The following is a 20,456-nucleotide window of genomic DNA, read 5'->3' on the forward strand; positions in this document are numbered from 1 at the left end:
GTGGCCGAGCCGTCCCTGTACGCCGTCAGCGATCTCCACGTCAATCACGAGGAGAACCGGGCCTTCGTCGCCGACCGGCTGTATCCGCAGTCCCCGGGTGACTGGCTGCTGGTGGCCGGCGACGTCGGCGACCTCATGGCGGACGTCGAGTGGGCGCTGTCCCTGCTCGCCCGCCGCTTCGCCCGGGTGGTGTGGGCGCCGGGGAACCACGAGTTGTGGACCCCGCCCACGGATCCCGAGCAGTCGCGGGGCCAGCAGCGCTACGAGCGCCTGGTCGCGATGTGCCGGGGGCAGGGCATCCTGACGCCCGAGGACCCGTACGCCACCTGGCACGGTCGCGGGGGTCCGATCGTCATCGCTCCCCTGTTCCTTCTCTACGACTATTCGTTCCGCGCGCCGGGCACGCGTACGAAAGAAGAATCGCTGGCCCGTGCCGACGAGGCCGGCATCATGTGCAGCGACGAATATCTGCTGGATCCCCAGCCGTTCGCGAGCGTCGACGCGTGGTGTGCGTTCCGTCTGCGGCACACGCTCGCGCGGTTGAAAGAGCATCAGGACGGGCCGCGAATGGTGCTGGTCAACCACTTTCCCTTGAACCGCCGGCCCACCGAGATGTTGCGGCACCCGGAGTTCGCCCAGTGGTGCGGCACGGAGGCGACCTCCGACTGGCACCTCCGGTTCCCGGTCGAGGCGGCGGTCTACGGCCACCTCCACATTCCGCGGACCACCTGGTACGACGGCGTCCGGTTCGAGGAGGTCTCCTTCGGATATCCGGTGGAACGCCGCGGCCGGCCCGCGGGACGGCCGGTGCTGCGCCGGATCCTCCCGCACGAATCCTAGAACCGGAAGTAGGCGCGGTAGAGCTCCATCTGGTGGCGCAGCATCGGTTCCCCGGCAAGGACGGGATGACCCAGCTGGGCCGCCCTCCGGAGCAGTTCGGTCTCGCGCGGCTTCATGATGATGTCCGCGACGAGCGTGCCCGGCCGCAGCTCCGCCGGGTCGAACGGCAGCGGATCCTCGGGGTGCATGCCCAGCGGCGTGGCGTTGACCACGACGTCGGCCGCGCCCAGCTCCGTGCCCACAGTGATCCTTCCGGGCCAGTACGCGCCCAGGCGTTCGGCGACCTTCTTGGCGCGCGCTTCTTCGGCGTCGTGCACGGTCAGATGGCGGGCCCCGGCAGTCAGCAGAGCCGGGGCGATCGCGGACCCCGCGCCGCCGGCTCCGACGAGAGCCACGTGCCTGCCCTCCGGGGAGTGACCCGCCTGGACGAGCCCGGCGACGAACCCGGCGCCGTCGAAGTTGTCCGCGTGCCAGGAGCCGTCGTCCAGGCGTCGCAGGGCGTTGGCGGCACGGGCGAGCTGCGCCGCATCGCTGAGGACATCCGCGTAACGCAGCACCTCGGCCTTGTGCGGCACGGTCACGAGCAGTCCGGCCAGGTTCGCCGTCGCCTGCAGGCCGCGTACGACCGCGCCGAGGTCGTCGCGGCGGACGTGCACCGGCACCACCACGACGTCGACGCCGTCCGCGGCGAGCAGCTCGTTCAGCAGGGCGGGCGCGCGTACCTGAACGACCGGATCGCCGAGCACCGCCACCAGCCGGGTCCGTCCCGTGATCCTCATGGACTCAGTAGACGCCACGACCCGCACCGCCGAACACTGTCAGGCCGGGTAGTTGTCCCGGTGCCGGCGTCAGGACGAGCATGGTGGGCCATGACCTCAGTGCTTCTGCTCAACGGGCCGAATCTGGGGATCCTCGGCGAGCGCGAGCCGGAGATCTACGGCCACGACACCCTGGAGGACATCGCGGGGTTCGTCGCCGACGAGGTGGCCGGCGCCGGCTGGAAGGTGGTCTCGGTCCAGGACGACTGCGAGGGCGAACTCGTCCGGGCGATACACGCCCACCGCTCGTCCACCGTCGGCGCGATCGTGAATCCCGGCGCGCTGATGATGGCGGGATGGAGCCTGCGCGATGCTCTCGCGGCCTATCCGGCGCCGTGGATCGAGGTGCACCTCAGCAACGTGTGGGCCCGGGAACAGTTCCGGCACGAGTCGGTCATCGCTCCCCTGGCGAGCGGGGTGGTCGTGGGCCTCGGCGCCTTCGGCTACCGGCTGGCCGCCCGGGCATTGCTGCACCTATCCGGGTGAGGGATGTGGCGCGGATGGGCCGCTCTTAGCCTGCTCTGATGGCGCCTCCACCCTCCACGACCTGGCTCCGCCGCTTCACACCGGCATCGGACGAGGCGATGTCCCTCATCTGCCTGCCGCATGCCGGCGGATCGGCCAGCTTCTACTTCCCCGTGTCCCGAGCGCTCGCCCCGGCGATCGACGTGGTCGCCGTCCAGTATCCCGGCCGGCAGGACCGCCGGCACGAGCCGAACATCGACAGCCTCACCGAGCTGGCCGATCGGATCGTGGACGCGCTGACCCCGTCGGACAGCCGGCCCTTCGCCCTGTTCGGGCACAGCATGGGGGCGGTGCTGGCGTACGAGGTCGCGCTGCGCCTGAGCGACGCCGGGCTGCCCGGGCCGTCACGGCTCTTCCTCTCCGGGCGGCGGGCGCCGTCGCGCCATCGGGACGACCGGGTCCACCTCATGTCGGACCGCGACATCCTGGCCCAGATCCGCCGGCTGAACGGCACGGAGGCGGCCGCGCTCGACGACCCGGACATCCGCGACATGATTCTTCCGGTGATGCGCAGCGACTACCGGGCGGTGGAGACCTACCGGCACGATTCGTCCCGCGTCCTGGCCTGTCCCGTCACGGTCCTCACGGGAGACCGCGATCCGCTGGTGACCATTGAGGAGGCCCGCGCCTGGGAAGAACACACGAGCGGCCCGGCCGAGCTGGTGGTGCTTCCCGGTGGCCATTTCTATCTGATCGAGCAGAGCGAACGGGTATTGGACCTCATCCGCCGGCGGCTCGCCGCCCCGGTTGCACTCTGAGTCGATACCCGTCTAGTCTGCTCGCCGTCAATAGTCCTATCGACTGGTGTCCGGAAATAGAATGAATGGCCGGTCCACTGTCCACTCCGTGACACCCGCGCGGGGCGTCGGCGTGCCCGATCCAGTGGTGAAACACCTGGTCGGGGACGCCGGACGGAGTCGCACACAGAGAACGTTCAGAATGCATTCCAGTGACCGTTCCAGTGGTCGTTCCAGGGGCGTGACACACCCTCGAGCTTCGTTACGGATTGGCATTGACACCGATACATCGCCCTGTCAACGTGAGTGATGCGTGCCCCTTGGTGATCCTTGGTAGCTTGGCTCCTGGACCCGCACGCCCCACGAAGAACTACGTAGTCGGCAGTCTGCGTTCTGGTGTTCCACGATTCAGGAATTACTGTCAAACGGGGGTTTGATCTTGATCGAGCGACGGCGTGACCAGCTCGTCCGCGACAATACCGGTGCCTACTTACCGACCAATTGCATCACCACCGGAATTCTGGCGCAGGCGCGTGCGAGTTGGCGGTCGGGAGATCTCGGGGCCGGGATCTCCTACGCGAAAGCGGCGGCCCTTGCACACTGCGATCGATGCGGCCGGCCCTGCGCCCTCTATGCCCGCCTGCAACAGGCACTGCTCTTCGCCTCCATCCGGCACGTGGACGCGGCGCGGCAGATCGTCGACGACGTGATCGCCGACCCGGCGGTCCGCGACGACCCCAGGTTCGCCGCCATCACCACCCTGGTCCGCGCGAAGATCACGTTCGCGGGCGGGGACCTCGTCGAGGCGGCCGCCCAGGCGGAGGCCGGCCTGCAGCTGGCGAACGAGGTCGGGCTGACCGCCTGGACGCCGCTGGGCAATCTCATCCTGGCCACCACAGCCTTGCGGCGGGGCGAGCTCTCGACGAGCCTGCACTACGCGAACAAGCTCAAGGAAGACGCGATCTTCGGACGCGAGATGCTGCACGCCAGCCAGTCCGCCTGGATCGTCATCCAGGTGGCCGAGGCGGAGAAGGGCCGCGAACAGGCCGCGATGCTCGCCGGCGAGCTGCTCGAGTCGGAAGCGGCCACCCGGTCGCTGCTCACCGACGAGCCCGCGGCGATTCCGTGGCTGGTGCGGCTCATGCTCAGTGAGAACCGGCGCGATCTGGCGGCGTACGGGGTCCAGCTCTGCGACAAGGTCGCCACCGAGAACCCGGACGTGCCGGAGATCGGTGCCACCGCACTGCACGCGGCGGGGCTGCTGCACGGCGACATCGAGCTGCTGCGCCGGGCCACGGAGCTCCACATCGACCCGTGGGCGCGGGCGCTGGCGGTGGAAGACATCGGCCTGCTCCTCATCGAGGGCGGCGAGGCAGGGGCCGAAGCGGTGGACAATCTCGAGCTGGCCATGCGCTCGTACGCGGAGATGGGTTCCCTGCGCGACTCCTCCCGCGTCCGCAGCAAGTTGCGCTGCATCAACGCCAACTCCCAGTCGCAGGCGCGATTCTGGCCGTCCAGCCGCATCCCCGGCCTGACCGACACCGAGTACGCCGTGGCCAAGCTCGTCTCGAACGGCCTCACCAACGGGCAGGCGGCGGATCAGATGTTCCTGTCCCGGCACACCGTGGCGTTCCACCTGCGCAAGATCTTCCAGAAGATCGGCGTCAAGTCCCGTCTCGAGCTGGCCGTGCTCTGGAACGAGCTGGGCGCGGACACGGGCGAGTCCGACGTGCCGGCGACCCGGGACAACGACCTGACGAGACTCCGCCCCCGGCAGCTGCGCGCGGGATAGCCCACCGTCAGCCGGCCACCAGCTCGGCCAGGGGCCGGCGAGGCATCCCCTCCAGAACCGACGTGACGACGTGCTCGGGAACGCCGCGAACCAGCTCGGCGCCCCCGGGCCCGTCCAGTGTGAACGCCAGGCCGTCCACCGCCTTCTTGTCCCGCCGCATGTGTCCGACGAGGTCGGCGGTCGCGATGCCGTCGGGTACGGCGGTGGGCAGCCCGTAATGTGCCACGACCTCGCGATGCTCCTCGACCCGCCGCTCCTCGATCCGCCCCAGTGCGCCGGCGAGCCGGCCGGCGAAGACGGTGCCGATCGCCACCGCCTCGCCGTGCCGTAACGAGAATCCGGTCGCGATCTCCAGCGCGTGCCCCAGCGTGTGCCCGTAGTTGAGCACGTGCCGAAGGCCGGCGTCGCGTTCGTCCGCCGCGACGACCCGCGCCTTCAACGCCACGCTCGCCTCGATCTGCTCGAGCAGCGGACGGTCCCGCAGCTCACCGGCGCCGATGAAGTGGCACCGCGCGATCTCCCCGAAGCCGCTGCGCAGCTCACGGCCGGGCAGGGTGGACAGATAGTCGGTGTCGCACAGCACAGCGCTGGGCTGCCAGTAGGCGCCGATCAGGTTCTTGCCGGCCGGCAGGTTGACCGCGGTCTTACCGCCGACACTCGCATCCACCTGGGCGAGCAGCGACGTCGGCAGGTGCACGACCGCGACGCCGCGGTGGTAGAGCGCGGCCGCCAGACCGACGACGTCGGTGGTGGTGCCGCCGCCGCAGGAGACGACCGCATCGTGCCGGGTCAGCCCGAACCGGGCGAACTCCCGGCACAGCGCCTCCACGGTGCTCAGGGTCTTCGCCGGCTCACCGTCCTCGGCCGGGACGAACGACGTCTCGACACCGGTGTCCGGCACCCACTCCCTCGGCCGGGCCGAGACGACGACGGTACGGCTCGCGCCCAGCTCCTCGATGACCGACGCGAGCGCGGACCGTACGCCCGCGCCGATGAGAACGTCGTACGACCGGTCGCCCAGCCGCACCGGAACTCGTCTCTCCACCGATCCGCCTTTCACGCCACGTCGTCCAGGGACCCGAGTGCTCGCTCGATCAGGCTGCTGACGTCGAGCGCGTCGATGAGCTCGTCGTCCACGGCCTCCCCGGGCGGGTCGTCGCCGTCCGTCGCGGCTGCCGCCTCGCCGTCGGCCAGGCCGAGCAGGACGTCCAGGACGCCGGCCTCCTTGAACCGCTCGAACGGCACCGACGCGAGGATCCGCCGTACGTCGTCCTCGCGGGCGGTCAGGTCGTCGTCGGCGCCGAGCAGCTCCGCGCGCAGATAGCCGACCAGCGCCTGCGGCGTCGGATAGTCGAAGATCAGGGTGGCCGGCAGGCGCAGCCCGGTGGCGGTGATCAGGCTGTTGCGGAAGTTGACCGCAGCCAGCGAGTCGAACCCGACCTCCTGGAACGCCTGTGCCGGAGCGATACCGTCGGCGCTGCCGTGACCCAGGACCGCGGACGCCTGGCTGCGGACCAGCCGGAGCAGGATCCGTTCCTGCTCCGCCTCGGCCGCGGCACGCAACGAGCTCACCAGCGAGGACGCGGAGTCCCCCGGGTCGCCGGACGGCTGGGCCGCTTCGATCGCCGCGGCCGCCTCGGGCAGGTCCGCGAAGAACGGGCTGGGACGGACCGAGGTGAACGGCGGGATGAAGGCGCTCCAGTCCATGTCCGCGACCACCACCGACGCCTCGTCGCCGTGCGCCGCCCGGGCGAGCGCTGCCAGCGCGGTCTCGGACGTCATCGGGATCACGCCGCGACGCCGCAGCTGCGTCAACGTCGCCTCGTCCATGGTCTCGGACAGCGCACCCCAGGCGATCGACATCGCGGGGATCCCCTGCGCCCGCAACCGGTCCGCCAGCGCGTCGAGGACGGCGTTGGCCGCCCCGGACGTCGCCTGCCCGCCGCCGCCCCAGATCCCGGCGATGGAGGAGAAGAGAACGAACGCGTCGAGCGGCACGCCGGCCAGCACCTCCGCGAGCCGGACGGCGAGATCGACCTTGGTACGGAAGACGCCGACGACGTCCGCCGCGCCGGTGTCGTCCAGCGCGCTGGTCTGCGCCACGTCGGCGGCGTGCACGACGGCGGTCACCGGCTCGCCGGGACCCCGGAGGAGGAGTTCGGCCTCCTCGCACGAGTCCACGGCGGTGCGCAGGCCGGCCTCCGCGAGCCGGTCCCGCAGGGCCTGCACGCTTCCGTCGGGGGTGCCGGCGCCGGTGGTGACGACCAGCCGCTCGGCACCGGTACGGGCCAGCCACAGCGAGACGTGCTGTCCCAGTCCTTCGGCGCCGCCGGTCACGAGAACCGTTCCGCGTGGGCGCCACCGACGGTCGCCCGGGGACTCGGCACCCGGCTTGCGGTGCAGGCGCCGGACGTACACGCCGGAGCGCCGGATCGCCAGCTGGTCCTCGCCGGACGCCGCGGTCAGGACGCCGAGAAGATGCCGGATCGCCCGGGCGTCCGGCTCGGCGGGCAGGTCGATCAGCCCGCCCCAGCGGTCGAGCCGCTCGAGCGCCGCCGCCCGGCCGAGGCCCCAGAGCGCCGCCTGGGCGGGCGCCGCGACGGCATCGCGGATGCCGACGTTCACCGCGCCCTGCGTGAGGCACCACAGCGGGGCGGTCACACCGGCCGTGGCCAGTTCCTGGACGAGCGTGAGGGTCGACATCGTGAGCGCCGTGGCGTCCCCTCCGCCGAGGCCCAGCAGCGACAGGACTCCGGACACGTCGTTCGCGGCCAGGACGCTCGCGAGCTCGGAGCGGTCCTCGAGCGTCACCAGGTCCAGGCCGCTGCTGCGCAGGATCTCGGGAATGGTGCTACCGGCGCCGGGCACGATCACCAGCCACGTCCCGGACGGTACGCCGAGAGCATCGCGCTGCAGCGGCACCCAGTCGACGGCGTACCGAAGCTTCTCCGTCGTGGACCGCTCCTGGCTGGCTCTGCGCCAACCGGCGATGGCCGGGAGCACGGTGTTCAGCGCAGCGCTCTGGTCGCCGGACAATTGCAGCATCTCGGTGAGGGCGGCGGGGTCGTCGATCGCGTTCCAGAAGCCGGCATCGGCACCGCCGGCCGTCTGCTCGTCGGCGTCCGTTGCGGCCTCCGCCAACCAGTAGTGCCGGCGCTCGAAGGCATACGTGGGCAGCTCGTCCACCCGCTCCGCCCCGGCGGGCAGCACCGCGGTCCAGTCCACCGCAACGCCGCCGACGAACAGCCGTGCTGCGGACGCGAGGAAGCTCGACGACCCGTCCGCGTCGCGGCGCAGGGTGCCCGAGACGAGGGGTCGTGCGGCACGCTGCGGGAGGTCGTCGACCGCGTCGGTGATCGGCTGCATCAGCACCGGATGCGAGCTGATCTCCAGGAAGATCCCGAAGCCGTCGTCGAGCAGGGCGGCGACGGCCGGACCGAAGCCGACCGGGCGCCGCAAGTTCCGATACCAGTACGCGCCGTCGAGCTTCTCATCGAGCCAGCCGCCGGTCACGGTCGAGTAGAACGGCACCCGGGGAACCTCGGCGTCGATGCCGGCGAGCGTCTTGGCGAGCACGTCCTCGATGTCCTCGACGTGATGCGTGTGCGAGGCGTAGTCCACGGGCACCAGGCGGGTCTTGACCCCGTCCCGCGCGAAGGACTCCAGCGCCTCGGTCAGCGACTCGCGGTCACCTGCGATCACCACCGCGGACGGCCCGTTGACCACGGCGAGTTCGAGCCGGCCGTCCCATGCCGCCAGCCGGTCCCGCACCTCGTCGGCGCCGAGCAGCACCGACGCCATCCCGCCTCGGCCCGACAAGGTGGCCGCGATCGCCTGGCTGCGCAGGGCCACGATGCGGGCCGCGTCGGCCAGCGACAGCGCTCCGGCCACGCAGGCGGCCGCGATCTCGCCCTGGGAATGGCCCACCACGGCGTCGGGCAGGACGCCGGCCGACTCCCAGAGCGCGGCGAGCCCGACCATCATGGCGAAGCTGGCCGGCTGCACGACGTCCACCCGTTCGAGCGTCTCGTCGTCCACCTCGCCGCGCAGGACGTCCACCAGCGACCAGTCCACCCAGGGCCGCAACGCCCGGGCGCACTCGTCGATCCGCTCCCGGAAGACCCGGGAGGTCGCCAGCAGCGCCTTGCCCATGCCGGTCCACTGCGCTCCCTGGCCGGGGAAGACGAAGACGAGCTTTCCGGGCGCGCCGGATCCGGCCACGGTTCCGGTGATCAGCTGGGGTGCGATCTCCCCACGGGCCAGCGCGTTGAGGCCGGCCAGTGCCTCCGCGCGAGTTCCGGCCAGCACGACGGCCCGCTCGGACAAGGTCGCCCGGTTCCGGACCAGCGCCGACGCGGTCGCCGTGAGCGAGGGTTTCTCGGCGCTGCCCAGGAAGGCCGTCAGCCGCGCGGCCTGGGCGGTCAGCGACCGGCTGGTCTTCGCGGAAACCACCAACGGTACGGCCACCGCCGCGGCATCGATCGACGGCTCGGCAACGAGCGCACGGACCCGGTCTGCCGGGGCCTCCTCGAGAATCAGGTGCGCATTCGTCCCGCTGGCGCCGAAGGCGGAGACGGCTGCCCGGCGCGGACGCCCGGTCTCCGGCCACTCCCGCGCCTCGGTCAGCAGCTGCACCGTGCCGGACGACCAGTCCACCTGCGGCGTGGGCTCCTCGACGTGCATCGTCGGCGGCAGGACGCCGTGGCGCAGCGCCTCCACCATCTTGATCACGCCGGCCACCCCCGCGGCCGCCTGGGTGTGGCCGATGTTCGACTTCAGCGAGCCCAGCCAGAGCGGCCGCTGCGGGTCCCGGCCCTTCCCGTACGTCGCGAGCAGCGCCTGCGCCTCGATGGGGTCGCCGAGCATCGTCCCGGTCCCGTGGGCTTCCACGGCGTCGACGTCCGCCGGGCCGAGGTGTGCCGAGGCGAGCGCCCGCCGGATCACCCGTTGCTGCGAGGGGCCGTTCGGGGCGGTCAGCCCGTTCGACGCCCCGTCCTGGTTGACGGCCGAGCCGCGGACCACCGCCAGGACGTGGTGGCCGCGCTGCTGTGCCACGGAGAGCCGTTCCAGGAGTACGACGCCGACACCCTCGGACCATCCGGTGCCGTCCGCCGTCGCCGAGAAGGCCTTGCACCGTCCGTCGGCGGAGAGCCCGCGCTGGCGGGAGAACTCGAGGAACGCGTCCGGGCTGGACATCACCGTGGCGCCGCCGGCCAGGGCCATCGTGCACTCGCCGCGCCGCAGCGCCTGGGCGGCCAGATGGATCGCCACCAGCGAGGACGAGCACGCGGTGTCGACGGTCACGGCCGGTCCCTCGAAGCCGAACACGTACGCGATCCGCCCGGAGGCGACGCTCGGCGACGTGCCGGTCATGACGTACCCCTGCACCTCGTCGGGGATCCGGTGGAGCCGGGTCGCATAGTCGTGGTGCACGATCCCGGCGAACACGCCGACCTCGTCGCCCCGGGCCGACAGGGGATCGATGCCCGCGCGTTCCAGGGCCTCCCACGAGGCTTCCAGCAGCAACCTCTGCTGCGGATCCATCGCCAGCGCCTCGCGCGGGGATATCCCGAACAGTCCCGCGTCGAACTGCGCGGCCTCGTAGAGGAAGCCGCCGGAGCGGGTGTAGCTGGTCCCGGGGTGCGCGGGATCCGGGTGGTAGAGCCGGTCGACGTCCCAGCCGCGGTCGGCCGGGAAGTCCGAGATCGCGTCCCGCTGCTCGGCGACGAGCCGCCACAGCTCCTCGGGGGTCTCCACGCCCCCGGGCAGCCGCACGCTCATGCCGATGATCGCGATGGGTTCGTCGAGGTCGGTGGCGCGAGCCGGCGTCGTGTCCCTCGCGGTCGCGTCCTCGCCGGAGAGCTCGCCCAGCATGTACGAGGCCAGCGCCCGCGGCGTCGGATAGTCGAAGACCGCCGTCGCCGGCAGGTCCACGCCGGTGAGGTCGTGCAGCCGGTTCCGCAGGCGTACCCCGCCGAGCGAGTCGAAACCGAGGTTCTTGAACGACTGGTCGTCGTCGAACAGCTCGAGGTCGATCTCGCGGTGCCCCAGGACGGCCGCCGAGGACTCCCGGATCATGTCGAGGAGCGCGCGTTCCCGCTCGGCCCGGGAGCGGTCCGCCAGCCGTACGGAGGCAGCCTCCCGGTCGACCTCGGGCTCGACCGGGATCTCCCCTTCGTCGACCCAGTAGCGCCGGTGCTGGAAGGCGTACGTCGGCAGTTCCGTGGCGAGGACCGCGGCGGAGGAGGCGGGCCGGCCGACCACGGCGGGCCAGTCCAGCGCCGCCCCTCGGACGTGCAGTTCGCCCACCGCGGCGACGACGTCGGCGGCTTCCACGCCGTCCTTGCGCAGCGTGGCGACGCATTGCGCGGCGGCCGCGCCCAGGGTCTCCGCCGCCATGGCGGTGAGGACGCCGCCCGGGCCCAGCTCCAGGAAGGTGGTCACGCCGTGATCGCGCAGGGTGGCCACCACGTCCCCGAACCGCACCCCGGCCCGGACCTGCTCGACCCAGTAGTCGGCGGTGGCGAACCGCTGCTCGGCAGGCAGCCGCCCGGTGACGGCCGAGACCGCGGGGACGACACCCGACCGGTACGTCAGCCGCTCGGCGACCGCGCGGAACTCGGCGAGCATCGGCCGTACCAGCGGGGAGTGGAAGGCGTGGCTCACCGGCAGCTTGCGGGTCTTGCGGCCGAGCTTGACGAGATCCTCCGTCACCCACCGCACGGCCGCCTCGTCCCCGGAGAGCACCAGCGACCGGGCGCTGTTGACCGCGGCCACGTCGATGACGCCGGGCGCGTCCTCCAGCAACGGCGCGACCTCGGCCTCGGTCGCCTGGACCGCAACCATCGCGCCGCCGCCGGGCAGCGCCTGCATCAGCCGGGCGCGGGCGGCGACCAGCTCCCCAGCCTCGGCCAGATCGAGCACCCCGCTGACGTGCGCCGCGGTGATCTCGCCGATGGAGTGTCCGGCGACGAAATCGGGACGCACTCCCCATGAGGCGAAGAGGCGGTACAGCGCGGTCTCCACGGCGAAGAGCCCGGCCTGGGTGTACATGGTCTGGTCGATCAGGGCGGCCAGGTCCGAGCCGGCCGTGGCGAAGACGACGTCCGGCAGCGGCGCCGCGTCGTACCCCACCCAGTGCTTCTCGACGGCCCGGCACGCGTCGGCGAACGCCTCGGCGAAGACCGGGTACGTGGCCGCCAGCTCGCGGCCCATGCCCGCCCACTGGCTGCCCTGCCCGGTGAAGAGCATGGCGAGCTTGCCGTCGCCCGGCGTACCGCTGACGGCACGGGCCGAGCCGCTCTCCAGGGCACGCAGTTCGCCGACGAGATGGTCCCTGTCCCGCACCACCAGCACGGCACGCCGGTCCAGGTGCGCGCGGGCGGAGGCCAGCGCGAGGGCGGCATCGGCGGCGGCGACCTCGGGCCGGGACTCCAGGAAGTCCGCGAGCCGGCCGGCCTGCGCCCGCAATGCCGAAGGCGTACGCGCGGACAGCGGAACCGGCACCCAGCCGTCACTGCCGGACGGCTCCGCCGCGGCCGGCTCGGCCTCCGCCTGTTCGATGATCACGTGGGCGTTCGTGCCGCCGATACCGAACGACGACACACCCGCCCGGCGCGGGCGGCCGTTGCCGGGCCAGTCCCTCGCCTCGGTCAGGAGCTGGACGGCGCCCGCCGACCAGTCCACGTGGGTCGACGGCCGGTCGACGTGCAGCGTTTTCGGCAGGACCCCGTGCCGCATGGCCTGCACCATCTTGATCACTCCGGCGACGCCGGCGGCGGCCTGGGTGTGCCCGATGTTCGACTTCACCGAGCCCAGCCACAGTGGACGGCCGGTGGGGCGGTCGGCGCCGTACGTCTCCAGCAGCGCCTGCGCCTCGATGGGGTCGCCGAGCGTCGTGCCGGTGCCGTGCCCCTCCACGGCGTCGACCTCGTCGGGGCGAAGGCCGGCGGCGGTCAGGGCCTTGCGGATGACGCGCTGCTGCGACGGGCCGTTCGGGGCGGTCAGGCCGTTCGACGCGCCGTCCTGGTTCACGGCCGTGCCGCGGACCACGGCCAGCACGCGGTGTCCGCGCCGGCGGGCCTGGGACAGCGGCTCCACGAGGAGCAGGCCGACCCCTTCGGACCAGCCGGTGCCGTCCGCCGCGTCGGCGAAGGCCTTGCAGCGACCGTCGGGTGCCAGTCCGCGCTGCCGGGAGAACTCGACGAAGGTCTCCACGGTGCCCATCACCATCACGCCGCCCGCGAGCGCCATCGAGCACTCGCCGTTGCGCAGCGCCTGGACGGCCAGGTGCAGCGCCACCAGTGAGGAGGAGCAGGCGGTGTCGACGGTGATCGCCGGCCCCTCGAGCCCCAGGTGGTACGCGACCCGCCCGGAGATGACGCTGCCGGAGCCGCCGGTCAGCCGGAAGCCCTCGACGTCGGAGGCGTAATGCGTCCGTACGGTCCAGTCGTGGCTGTTGACGCCCACGAAGACGCCGACGTCCTGCCCGGACAGGCCCGAGGGGTCGATGCCGGCCCGCTCGAACAGCTCCCAGGAGGTCTCCATCAGCAGCCGCTGCTGCGGGTCCATCGCCAGCGCCTCGTGCGGGGAGATGCCGAAGAACGCCGCGTCGAACCCGGCAGCGTCGTCGAGGAAGGCGCCGTGCCGGACGTACGTCGTACCCGGGTGGTCGGGGTCGGGGTCGAACAACCGCTCGACGTCCCAGCCGCGGTCCGCGGGGAACTCGGTGACCGTGTCGGTCTCGGCCGTGAGCAGGCGCCACAGGTCCTCGGGGCTCTGCACGCCACCGGGGAACCGGCAGCTCATCGACACGATGGCGATCGGCTCGTCGGCCGCCGCCCCGATCTCCTCGGCCGGCCGGGGCGCGACCGCACCGGCGATCTTGGCGTGCAGGTGCGCCGCCAGCGCCTTCGGCCGCGGGTAGTCGAAGATCATGGCCGGGGACAGGGTCAGGCCGGTCGCCGACGCGAGCCGGTTGCGCAGCTCGAGGGCGGTCAGCGAGTCGAAGCCCGACTCCTTGAACGTCCGGTCGACCCGTACGGCGTCCGCGTCCGGGTGGCCGAGGACGAGGGCGCACTCCCGGCGTACCAGATCGATCAGGGCCTCGATCCGCTGCTCCGCCGTCGGCAGCGCCTTGATCCGGTCGACCGGCGACGCCGGCGCCGACCGGGCGGCGGCCCGGGCGATCGGCCGTCTGGCCGGGACGAGACCGCGCAGGACCGCCGGGATCCGCGTGTCGTCGGCGGCGCGCAGAGCGGTCGGGTCGAATCCGGCCGCCACGAACGCGGCGTCGGTGTCGGGCCGGAGCGCCCGGTCGAGCAGCTCCATGGCGTCGCCGTCGGTCAGGCCGACCATGCCGATGCCGCGGTTGCGCCGGTGATCGGCGTGGCCCAGGTGGCGGGTCAGGCCACTGACCTGGTTCCAGTAGCCCCAGGCGAGGGACACGGCCGGCAGGCCCTCGCGCCGCCGTTCCCGGGCCAGCTCGTCCAGCGCCGCGTTGGCAGCGGCGTAGTTGCCCTGGCCGGGATTGCCGAGCACGCCGGCGGCCGAGGAGTAGAGGACGAACGCGGCGAGGTCGAGGCCGCGCGTCAGGTCGTGCAGGTGGCGGGCGGCGTCGACCTTCGGCCGGAACACGGTGCCGAAGCGCTCGGCGGTCAGGGCGGTGACGACCGCGTCGTCCAGGACTCCCGCGGTGTGGACGACGGCTGTCAGCGGGCGGTCCGCCGGTATCGAGTCGAGCAGTGCCGCCACCTGGTCCCGTACGGACACGTCGACGGCGGCGAGGTGCACGCTCGCGCCGAGCGCGGTCAGCTCGTCGTGAAGTTCGTCTGCGCCTTCCGCGGCCGGGCCGCGGCGGCTGGCCAGGACGAGATGCCGGATCCCGTGCTCGGTGACGAGGTGTCGTGCGGTGACGGCCGCCAGCGTTCCGGTGCCGCCGGTGATCAGTACGGTGCCGCCGGGGTCGAGCGGTCGCGCCTCGGGTGCCGCGGCGGGCGGTTCGAGCCGGGCGAGCCGGGGCACCTGCGTCCGGCCCTCGCGCAGCCGCAGCTGCGGTTCACCGCTGAGCGCGGCTGCGATCACGGTCGGGGCCGCTCGCGAGGCGTGGTCGGTGTCGACGAGGATCAGCCGCCCGGGGTGCTCCGACTGAGCGGACCGCACCAGACCCCATACGGCGGCGGAGGCGACGGGGTCCTCCATCGGCGTGACGATCACCAGGCGGGCGTCGTCCTGAGCCGGCCGGGCGACGAATGCCTGAAGGACGCCGAGGACCGCGGCCGCCACGGCGCACGGGTCATCCGTCGACGTGTCCACCGCGTGGATGAGCAGGTCCGCCGTCGTGCCGGTGATGTCCTCGGCGCCCGCGACGTACCTGGCCGTGGCACGGGCGTCCGTCGGCACCGGATGGTCGACCCAGTCGATCCGGAACAGGCCGGCCGGCGAGTCGCTGCCGCTCACCCGTTCCGAGGGTTCGGTGGCGACGGCTTCCACCGTCAGCACCGGCTGCCCGGTCGGATCAGTCAACTCGAGGCCGTCGTTTGCCGAGCGTACGTCCACCGTGGAGGCCCCGGACGCCAGCAGTCGCACGCCTCGCCACCTCGTGGGACGGTGTCCCAGCGGTGTCGCCGTACGGACCGCGGCGTCCAGCAGCAGCGGGTGGATCCCATAGTTGGGGGCCTCGGCCAGCGCCGCTTCGTCGAGAGCGACCCCGACTCCGCCGTCGGAAAACATCGGCGGCGGCATGACGGCGGCTGCCGAGGACAGGGTGCCGGTGGCGTGCCGCGTCCACTCGTCCGAGCCGGCGGCGCAGGAGTGGATCTCGAGCGGCCGCCGACCGGACGCGTCCGGCCTCCCCGCCACGATCCGCACGTCGCGGCCGCCCTGCCGCGGCAGCACGACGGGCCGGTCGACGGTGAGCTCGTCGACCACAGGGGCGCCGACCTCGTCGCCCACCCGCAGCGCCAGCTCCACCAAGGCCGTCTCAGGCACGGCAACCGTATCGCCGGCGGGAAGCCACGGAAGCCCCGCCGCCGACCACCGAGCCGTCGCGACGAGCCCGCCGCCGTCAGGAAGCCGGACGAGCGCGCCGAGCAGCGGGTGCCCGGCCCCGGCCAGCCCCAGCCGCGATGCGTCGGCAACGGCAGCGGGCCGCAGCCAGAAGCGCCGCCGCTCGAAGGGGTACGTCGGCAGATCGACCCACTCGCCGCCGTCGGCGGCCGGCGTCATGCCTCGCCAATCCACCGGAACGCCGCGCACGAACAGCTCGGCCATGGACACCGCGACGCGCCGCAAGCCACCGTCGCTGCGCCGCAGGGAGCCGCCCGCGACCGCGTCCGCGCCCGCCTCGTCGATGATCCCGGCGATCGGCTGCACCAGCACAGGATGCGGGCTGACCTCGATGAACGTGTGGAAGCCCCGCTCCAGGAGGCGGGCGACGGCCGGGCCGAAACGGACCGGCCGGCGCAGGTTCTGGTACCAGTAGTCGCCGTCCAGCACGCCGGCGTCCTCGACCGTGCTGAGGGTGACGGTCGAGTGGAACGGCACCGCCGGCGCGCTCGCCCGCAAGCCGTCCAGCGCGGCCGCCAGGCTCTCCCGGATGATCTCGACCTGGCTGCTGTGCGAGGCGTAGTCGACGGCCACCCGGCGCACCTCGACGCCGTCGCGGGTGAGCTCCTGCAGTGCCTCCTCGAGTGCCTCCGTCTCACCGGACAGCACCACCGAGGACGGGCCGTTGACCGCCGCGACCTCCACCCGGCCGGCCCACTTGGCCAGCCGGGCCGTCGCCGTGGCGGGCTCCAGCCGGGCCGAGGCCATGCCGCCCCGTCCGGAGAGCGTGCCTGCGATCGCCTGGCTGCGTACGGCCACCACCCGCACGGCATCCTCCAGCGAGAGGGCGCCGGACACGTACGCCGCGGCGATCTCGCCCTGGGAGTGGCCCACCACCGCATCCGGCCGTACGCCCGCCGACGCCCACACCGCGGCCAGGCCGGCCATCATGGTGAAGCTCGCGACCTGGACCACGTCGACGCGTTCGAGGAGCTCCGGGGCGGCGTCCCCGCGCAGGACGTCGAGCAGCGGCCAGTCGACCCACCGCTGCGCGATCCGCGCGCACTCGCCGGCGACCTCCGCGAACGCCGGGGAGGTGTCGAGCAGCTCGCGGCCCATCCCGATCCACTGCGCCCCCTGCCCGGGGAAGACCAGGACGATGCCCGAGGGAGCGTCCGACCCGGCGACGGCGCCCCGCACGACGACGGGGCTGGGCGTGTCGCCGGCCAGCGCACGCAGACCGGCGAGCGCCTCGTCGCGGGAGCCGGCCAGCACGACCGCCCGCTCGTTCATGACCGCGCGCCGGGATGTCAGGGCCCCGGCGACATCGGCCCAGGACGGCTCGCCGGCCGTCGCCACGACGCCGGCGAGCCGGTCCGCCTGCCGCCGCAACGCCTCCGGACTGCGGGCCGTCACGACGAAGGGCACGACCCGGGGCGGCGCCGAGCGCCGGCGGGACGGCAGCGAGGGCGGCGCCTCCTCCAGGATCACGTGGGCGTTCGTCCCGCTCAGGCCGAAGCTGGAGACGCCTGCGCGGCGCGGGCGACCGCAGTCGGGCCAGGCCCGGCCCTCGGTGAGCAGCTGCACCGCGCCGGCCGACCAGTCGACCCGTGACGTGGGCTCGTCCACGTGGAGCGTGGGCGGCAGGACGGCGTGACGCAGCGCCTCGATCATCTTGATCACGCCGACGATGCCGGCCGCGGCCTGGGTGTGACCGAGGTTCGACTTCAGCGATCCGAGCCACAGCGGGCGCCCGGGCTCGCGGTCCTGGCCGTACGTCGCCAGCAGCGCCTCGGCCTCGATGGGGTCGCCGAGCACGGTGCCCGTGCCGTGGCCTTCGACCGCGTCGACGTCCGCGGCGCCCAGGCCGGCCGACCGCAGCGCCTGCCGGATGACCCGCTGCTGGGCCCGGCCGCTGGGGGCGGTGAGGCCGTTGGAGGCGCCGTCCTGGTTCACCGCCGATCCGCGGAGCACGGCCAGGACGCGGTGCCCGTGCCGCCGGGCGTCGCTGAGGCGTTCCAGCACCACCACACCGGCGCCCTCGGCCCATCCGGTGCCGTCGGCGGCCGAGGCGAACGACTTGCACGTGCCGTCGCTCGCCAGGGCGCGCTGCCGGGAGAACTCGACGAACGTGCGCGGGGTGGCCATCACGGTGGCGCCGCCGGCCAACGCCAGCGAACACTCGCCCTGGCGCAACGCCTGGGCAGCCAGGTGCACGGCGACGAGCGACGACGAACACGCCGTGTCCACGGTCACCGCGGGCCCCTGGAACCCGAACACGTAGGAGACCCGGCCGGACGCCACGCTGGAGGCGGTGCCCGTCGTGACGAAGGCTTCGAGCTCTTCCGGTACGGCGCCCGCACTCCCGTATCCCTGGTCCATCACGCCGGAAAAGACGCCGACGTCCGTACCCTGCAACGAGGTGGCGTCGATGCCCGCGTGCTCGAGCGCCTCCCACGAGGTCTCCAGCAGCAGCCGCTGCTGGGGGTCCATGGCCAGCGCCTCGCGCGGGGAGATGCCGAAGAAGTCGGCGTCGAACTCGGCGGCGCCTTCGAGGAACCCGCCGCGGTCCACGTACGACGTCCCGGCCCGGTCCGCGTCGGCGTCGAAGAGCTGGTCGAGGTCCCAGCCGCGATCGGCCGGGAACGGTGCCGAGGCGCCGCGGCCCTCGCTGACCAGGCGCCAGAGGTCGTCCGGCCCGGCGATCCCGCCCGGCAGACGGCAGGCCATCCCGACGATCGCCACGGCCTCGTCCGGCTCGGACACCGTCTCGGCCTCGGCCACCGACGGCGCGTCGCCGATGAGCTCGGCATGGAGGAAGGCGCCCAGCGCCCGCGGCGTCGGGTGGTCGAAGGCCATCCCGGTCGGCAGCTTCAGGCCGGTCCGCGCCACCAGCCGGTTGCGCAGCTGGACGATCGCCGTCGAGGTGAATCCGAGGTCACGGAAGGACCGATCGGCCGGGACGCGACCGGTCTCGGAACGGCCCAGCACCGCCGTGGTCTCGCCCTGGACCAGCGCCTCCAGCCGGGCGAGCCGGGCATGTCCGTCCAGCCGCGACAGCTCGGCCCGCAGCGCCGCCGTCGTCGCCGCATCGGGGCGGGCCTGGAGGGACGGTTCCGCGTCGGGGCGGTCGCTCACCGCGTACCGCAGCACCGCCGGTCGATCCGCCAGCAGGCGCCGTTGGATCTTGCCGGAGGCGGTCCGCGGAACGGCGACGACCTCGTAGACCTGGTCGGGGACCTTGAAGGGGGACAGCTCTCGCCGGCACCGCTCGATCACGTCACTCATCTCGACGCCCGACTCGTCCGGGACCACGTAGGCGGCGGGCACCTCACCCAGCACCTCGTGCGGCCGGGCGGCGACACCGACGTCCACCACCCCGGGAACCTTGCGGATGACCGCTTCGATCTCCTCGGGATGGACGTTCTCCCCACCGCGGATGATCAGGTCGGTGATCCGGCCGCGGATCGTGAAGTAGCCGGCGGCGTCCCGCCGGGCCAGGTCGCCGGTGCGGTACCAGCCGTCCCGCAACGCGGCTGCCGTCGCCTCGGGCTTGTTGTGGTAGCCGGCCATGACGTTGGGGCCGCGGACCCACACCTCGCCGTCAACTCCGTCGGCCACGTCCGCACCGGTCTCCGGGTCGACGATCCGCACGTCCACGCCGGGGACCGGGAGGCCGCACGAGCCGTCGACGCGTACGCCCCCGGGCGGGTTCATCGTGATGGCGCCGCAGGTCTCGGTGCTGCCGTACGCGTCGACCAGCGGCACCCCGAAGCTCTCGCGGAACGACCGGCAGAGCTCCGGGCCGGCGACCGCTCCCCCGACGAGCCCGATGCGCAGGTCGGGCAGCGAGATCCCGTTTCGCTGCCCGGCCTGCACGAGATGGTGATACGTCGTCGGTACGCCGGCCAGGAACGTGGCGCGGGTCTCCCGCAGAGCCGTCAGAACGTCCTCGGCGGACGGGCTCTCCATGATCCGGGCGGTGGCGCCGACAACCGTCACCGACAGCACGCACGCGATGTGCGAGAGGCTGTGGAACAGCGGCAGCGGCCACAGCACGCGGTCGCTCGCCGCCAGCCCCGGAATGGGTACGTAGCTCGCCGCGACCGAATACAGGCAGTTGCGCTGGCTGGACAGCACGCCCTTCGGCTGGCCCGTCGTCCCGGACGTGTAGAACATCCAGGCCACCTCGTCCAGGCCCAGGTCGTCCGGGGCGGCCTCGGCGGGTTCGGTTCGGGCGAGCGCGTCGTACGGCTCCCCGGTCACCACCAGCCGGGCGTCCGAAGGCTCGAAGTCCGCCGCGTGCACGGGATCGGTGATGATGACGGCGGCGCCGCTGTCCGAGAGCAGGTAGGCCAGCTCCGCGGCCGAGGAGGCCGGATTGGCGGGTACGCCCACACCACCGGCGCGGACGATCGCGAGGTAGCTCTCGACCATGTCCACACCGTTGCGCAGACAGATCATCACGCGGTCGCCGCGCCGGACGCCGAGCGCGACCAGGTGCCCCGCCAGCCGGCGGGTACGCCGCTCCAGTTCGCGGTACGTCACCGCGCGCCGGTCGTCCTCGAACGCGACCTTCTCGCCGAAGCTGTCCGCGTTCTCCCGCAGGACGACCGGAAGAGCTTTCATCAAGGCAGTACGCACATTCGAACCCACCTGCGCCACGCTAAAGCGGCGCCGGGAGGAGAACATCCCTCA

General features: G+C 72.8%; 7 protein-coding genes. 4 read left to right on the forward strand and 3 right to left on the reverse strand.

Annotation, left to right across the window (positions count from 1 at the left end; translation table 11 throughout):
- On the forward strand, nt 1-840 hold the full coding sequence (locus tag ACIBO8_RS24460) for a metallophosphoesterase family protein (protein WP_396117583.1): 840 nt from the start codon (nt 1-3) through the stop codon (nt 838-840).
- Here the strand turns inward: ACIBO8_RS24460 and ACIBO8_RS24465 are convergent.
- Complete coding sequence (locus tag ACIBO8_RS24465) at nt 837-1,619, reverse strand: shikimate dehydrogenase family protein (protein ID WP_396117584.1); 783 nt, start codon at nt 1,617-1,619, stop codon at nt 837-839. The two genes, ACIBO8_RS24460 and ACIBO8_RS24465, sit on opposite strands and share 4 nt — an antisense overlap.
- A gap of 90 nt (nt 1,620-1,709) precedes the next feature.
- Here ACIBO8_RS24465 and ACIBO8_RS24470 point away from each other — a divergent pair, with 90 nt between their 5' ends.
- The 3 genes from ACIBO8_RS24470 to ACIBO8_RS24480 all read left to right on the forward strand — a co-directional run bounded on the left by ACIBO8_RS24470 (nt 1,710) and on the right by ACIBO8_RS24480 (nt 4,712).
- Entirely contained in the window at nt 1,710-2,144 is a 435-nt protein-coding gene (locus ACIBO8_RS24470) for a type II 3-dehydroquinate dehydratase (RefSeq protein WP_396117585.1), read from the forward strand.
- A gap of 38 nt (nt 2,145-2,182) precedes the next feature.
- Nucleotides 2,183-2,941, forward strand: a complete 759-nt coding sequence (locus tag ACIBO8_RS24475; RefSeq protein ID WP_396117586.1) for a thioesterase II family protein — start codon at nt 2,183-2,185, stop codon at nt 2,939-2,941.
- Between the two features lie 655 nt (nt 2,942-3,596).
- Nucleotides 3,597-4,712, forward strand: a complete 1,116-nt coding sequence (locus ACIBO8_RS24480; protein ID WP_396117587.1) for a LuxR C-terminal-related transcriptional regulator — start codon at nt 3,597-3,599, stop codon at nt 4,710-4,712.
- 7 nt (nt 4,713-4,719) lie between these two features.
- Here the strand turns inward: ACIBO8_RS24480 and ACIBO8_RS24485 are convergent, their stop codons facing one another.
- A complete protein-coding gene (locus ACIBO8_RS24485) occupies nt 4,720-5,757 on the reverse strand; it encodes a 3-dehydroquinate synthase family protein (protein WP_396117588.1) in 1,038 nt (345 codons plus the stop codon).
- A gap of 11 nt (nt 5,758-5,768) precedes the next feature.
- Nucleotides 5,769-20,387, reverse strand: a complete 14,619-nt coding sequence (locus ACIBO8_RS24490; protein ID WP_396117589.1) for a type I polyketide synthase — start codon at nt 20,385-20,387, stop codon at nt 5,769-5,771.
- Nucleotides 20,388-20,456: the final 69 nt, after the last annotated feature.

Origin of the sequence: Actinoplanes sp. NPDC049681, from assembly GCF_044465265.1 — a bacterium.
In the GTDB taxonomy this organism is placed as follows: Bacteria; Actinomycetota; Actinomycetes; order Mycobacteriales; family Micromonosporaceae; genus Actinoplanes.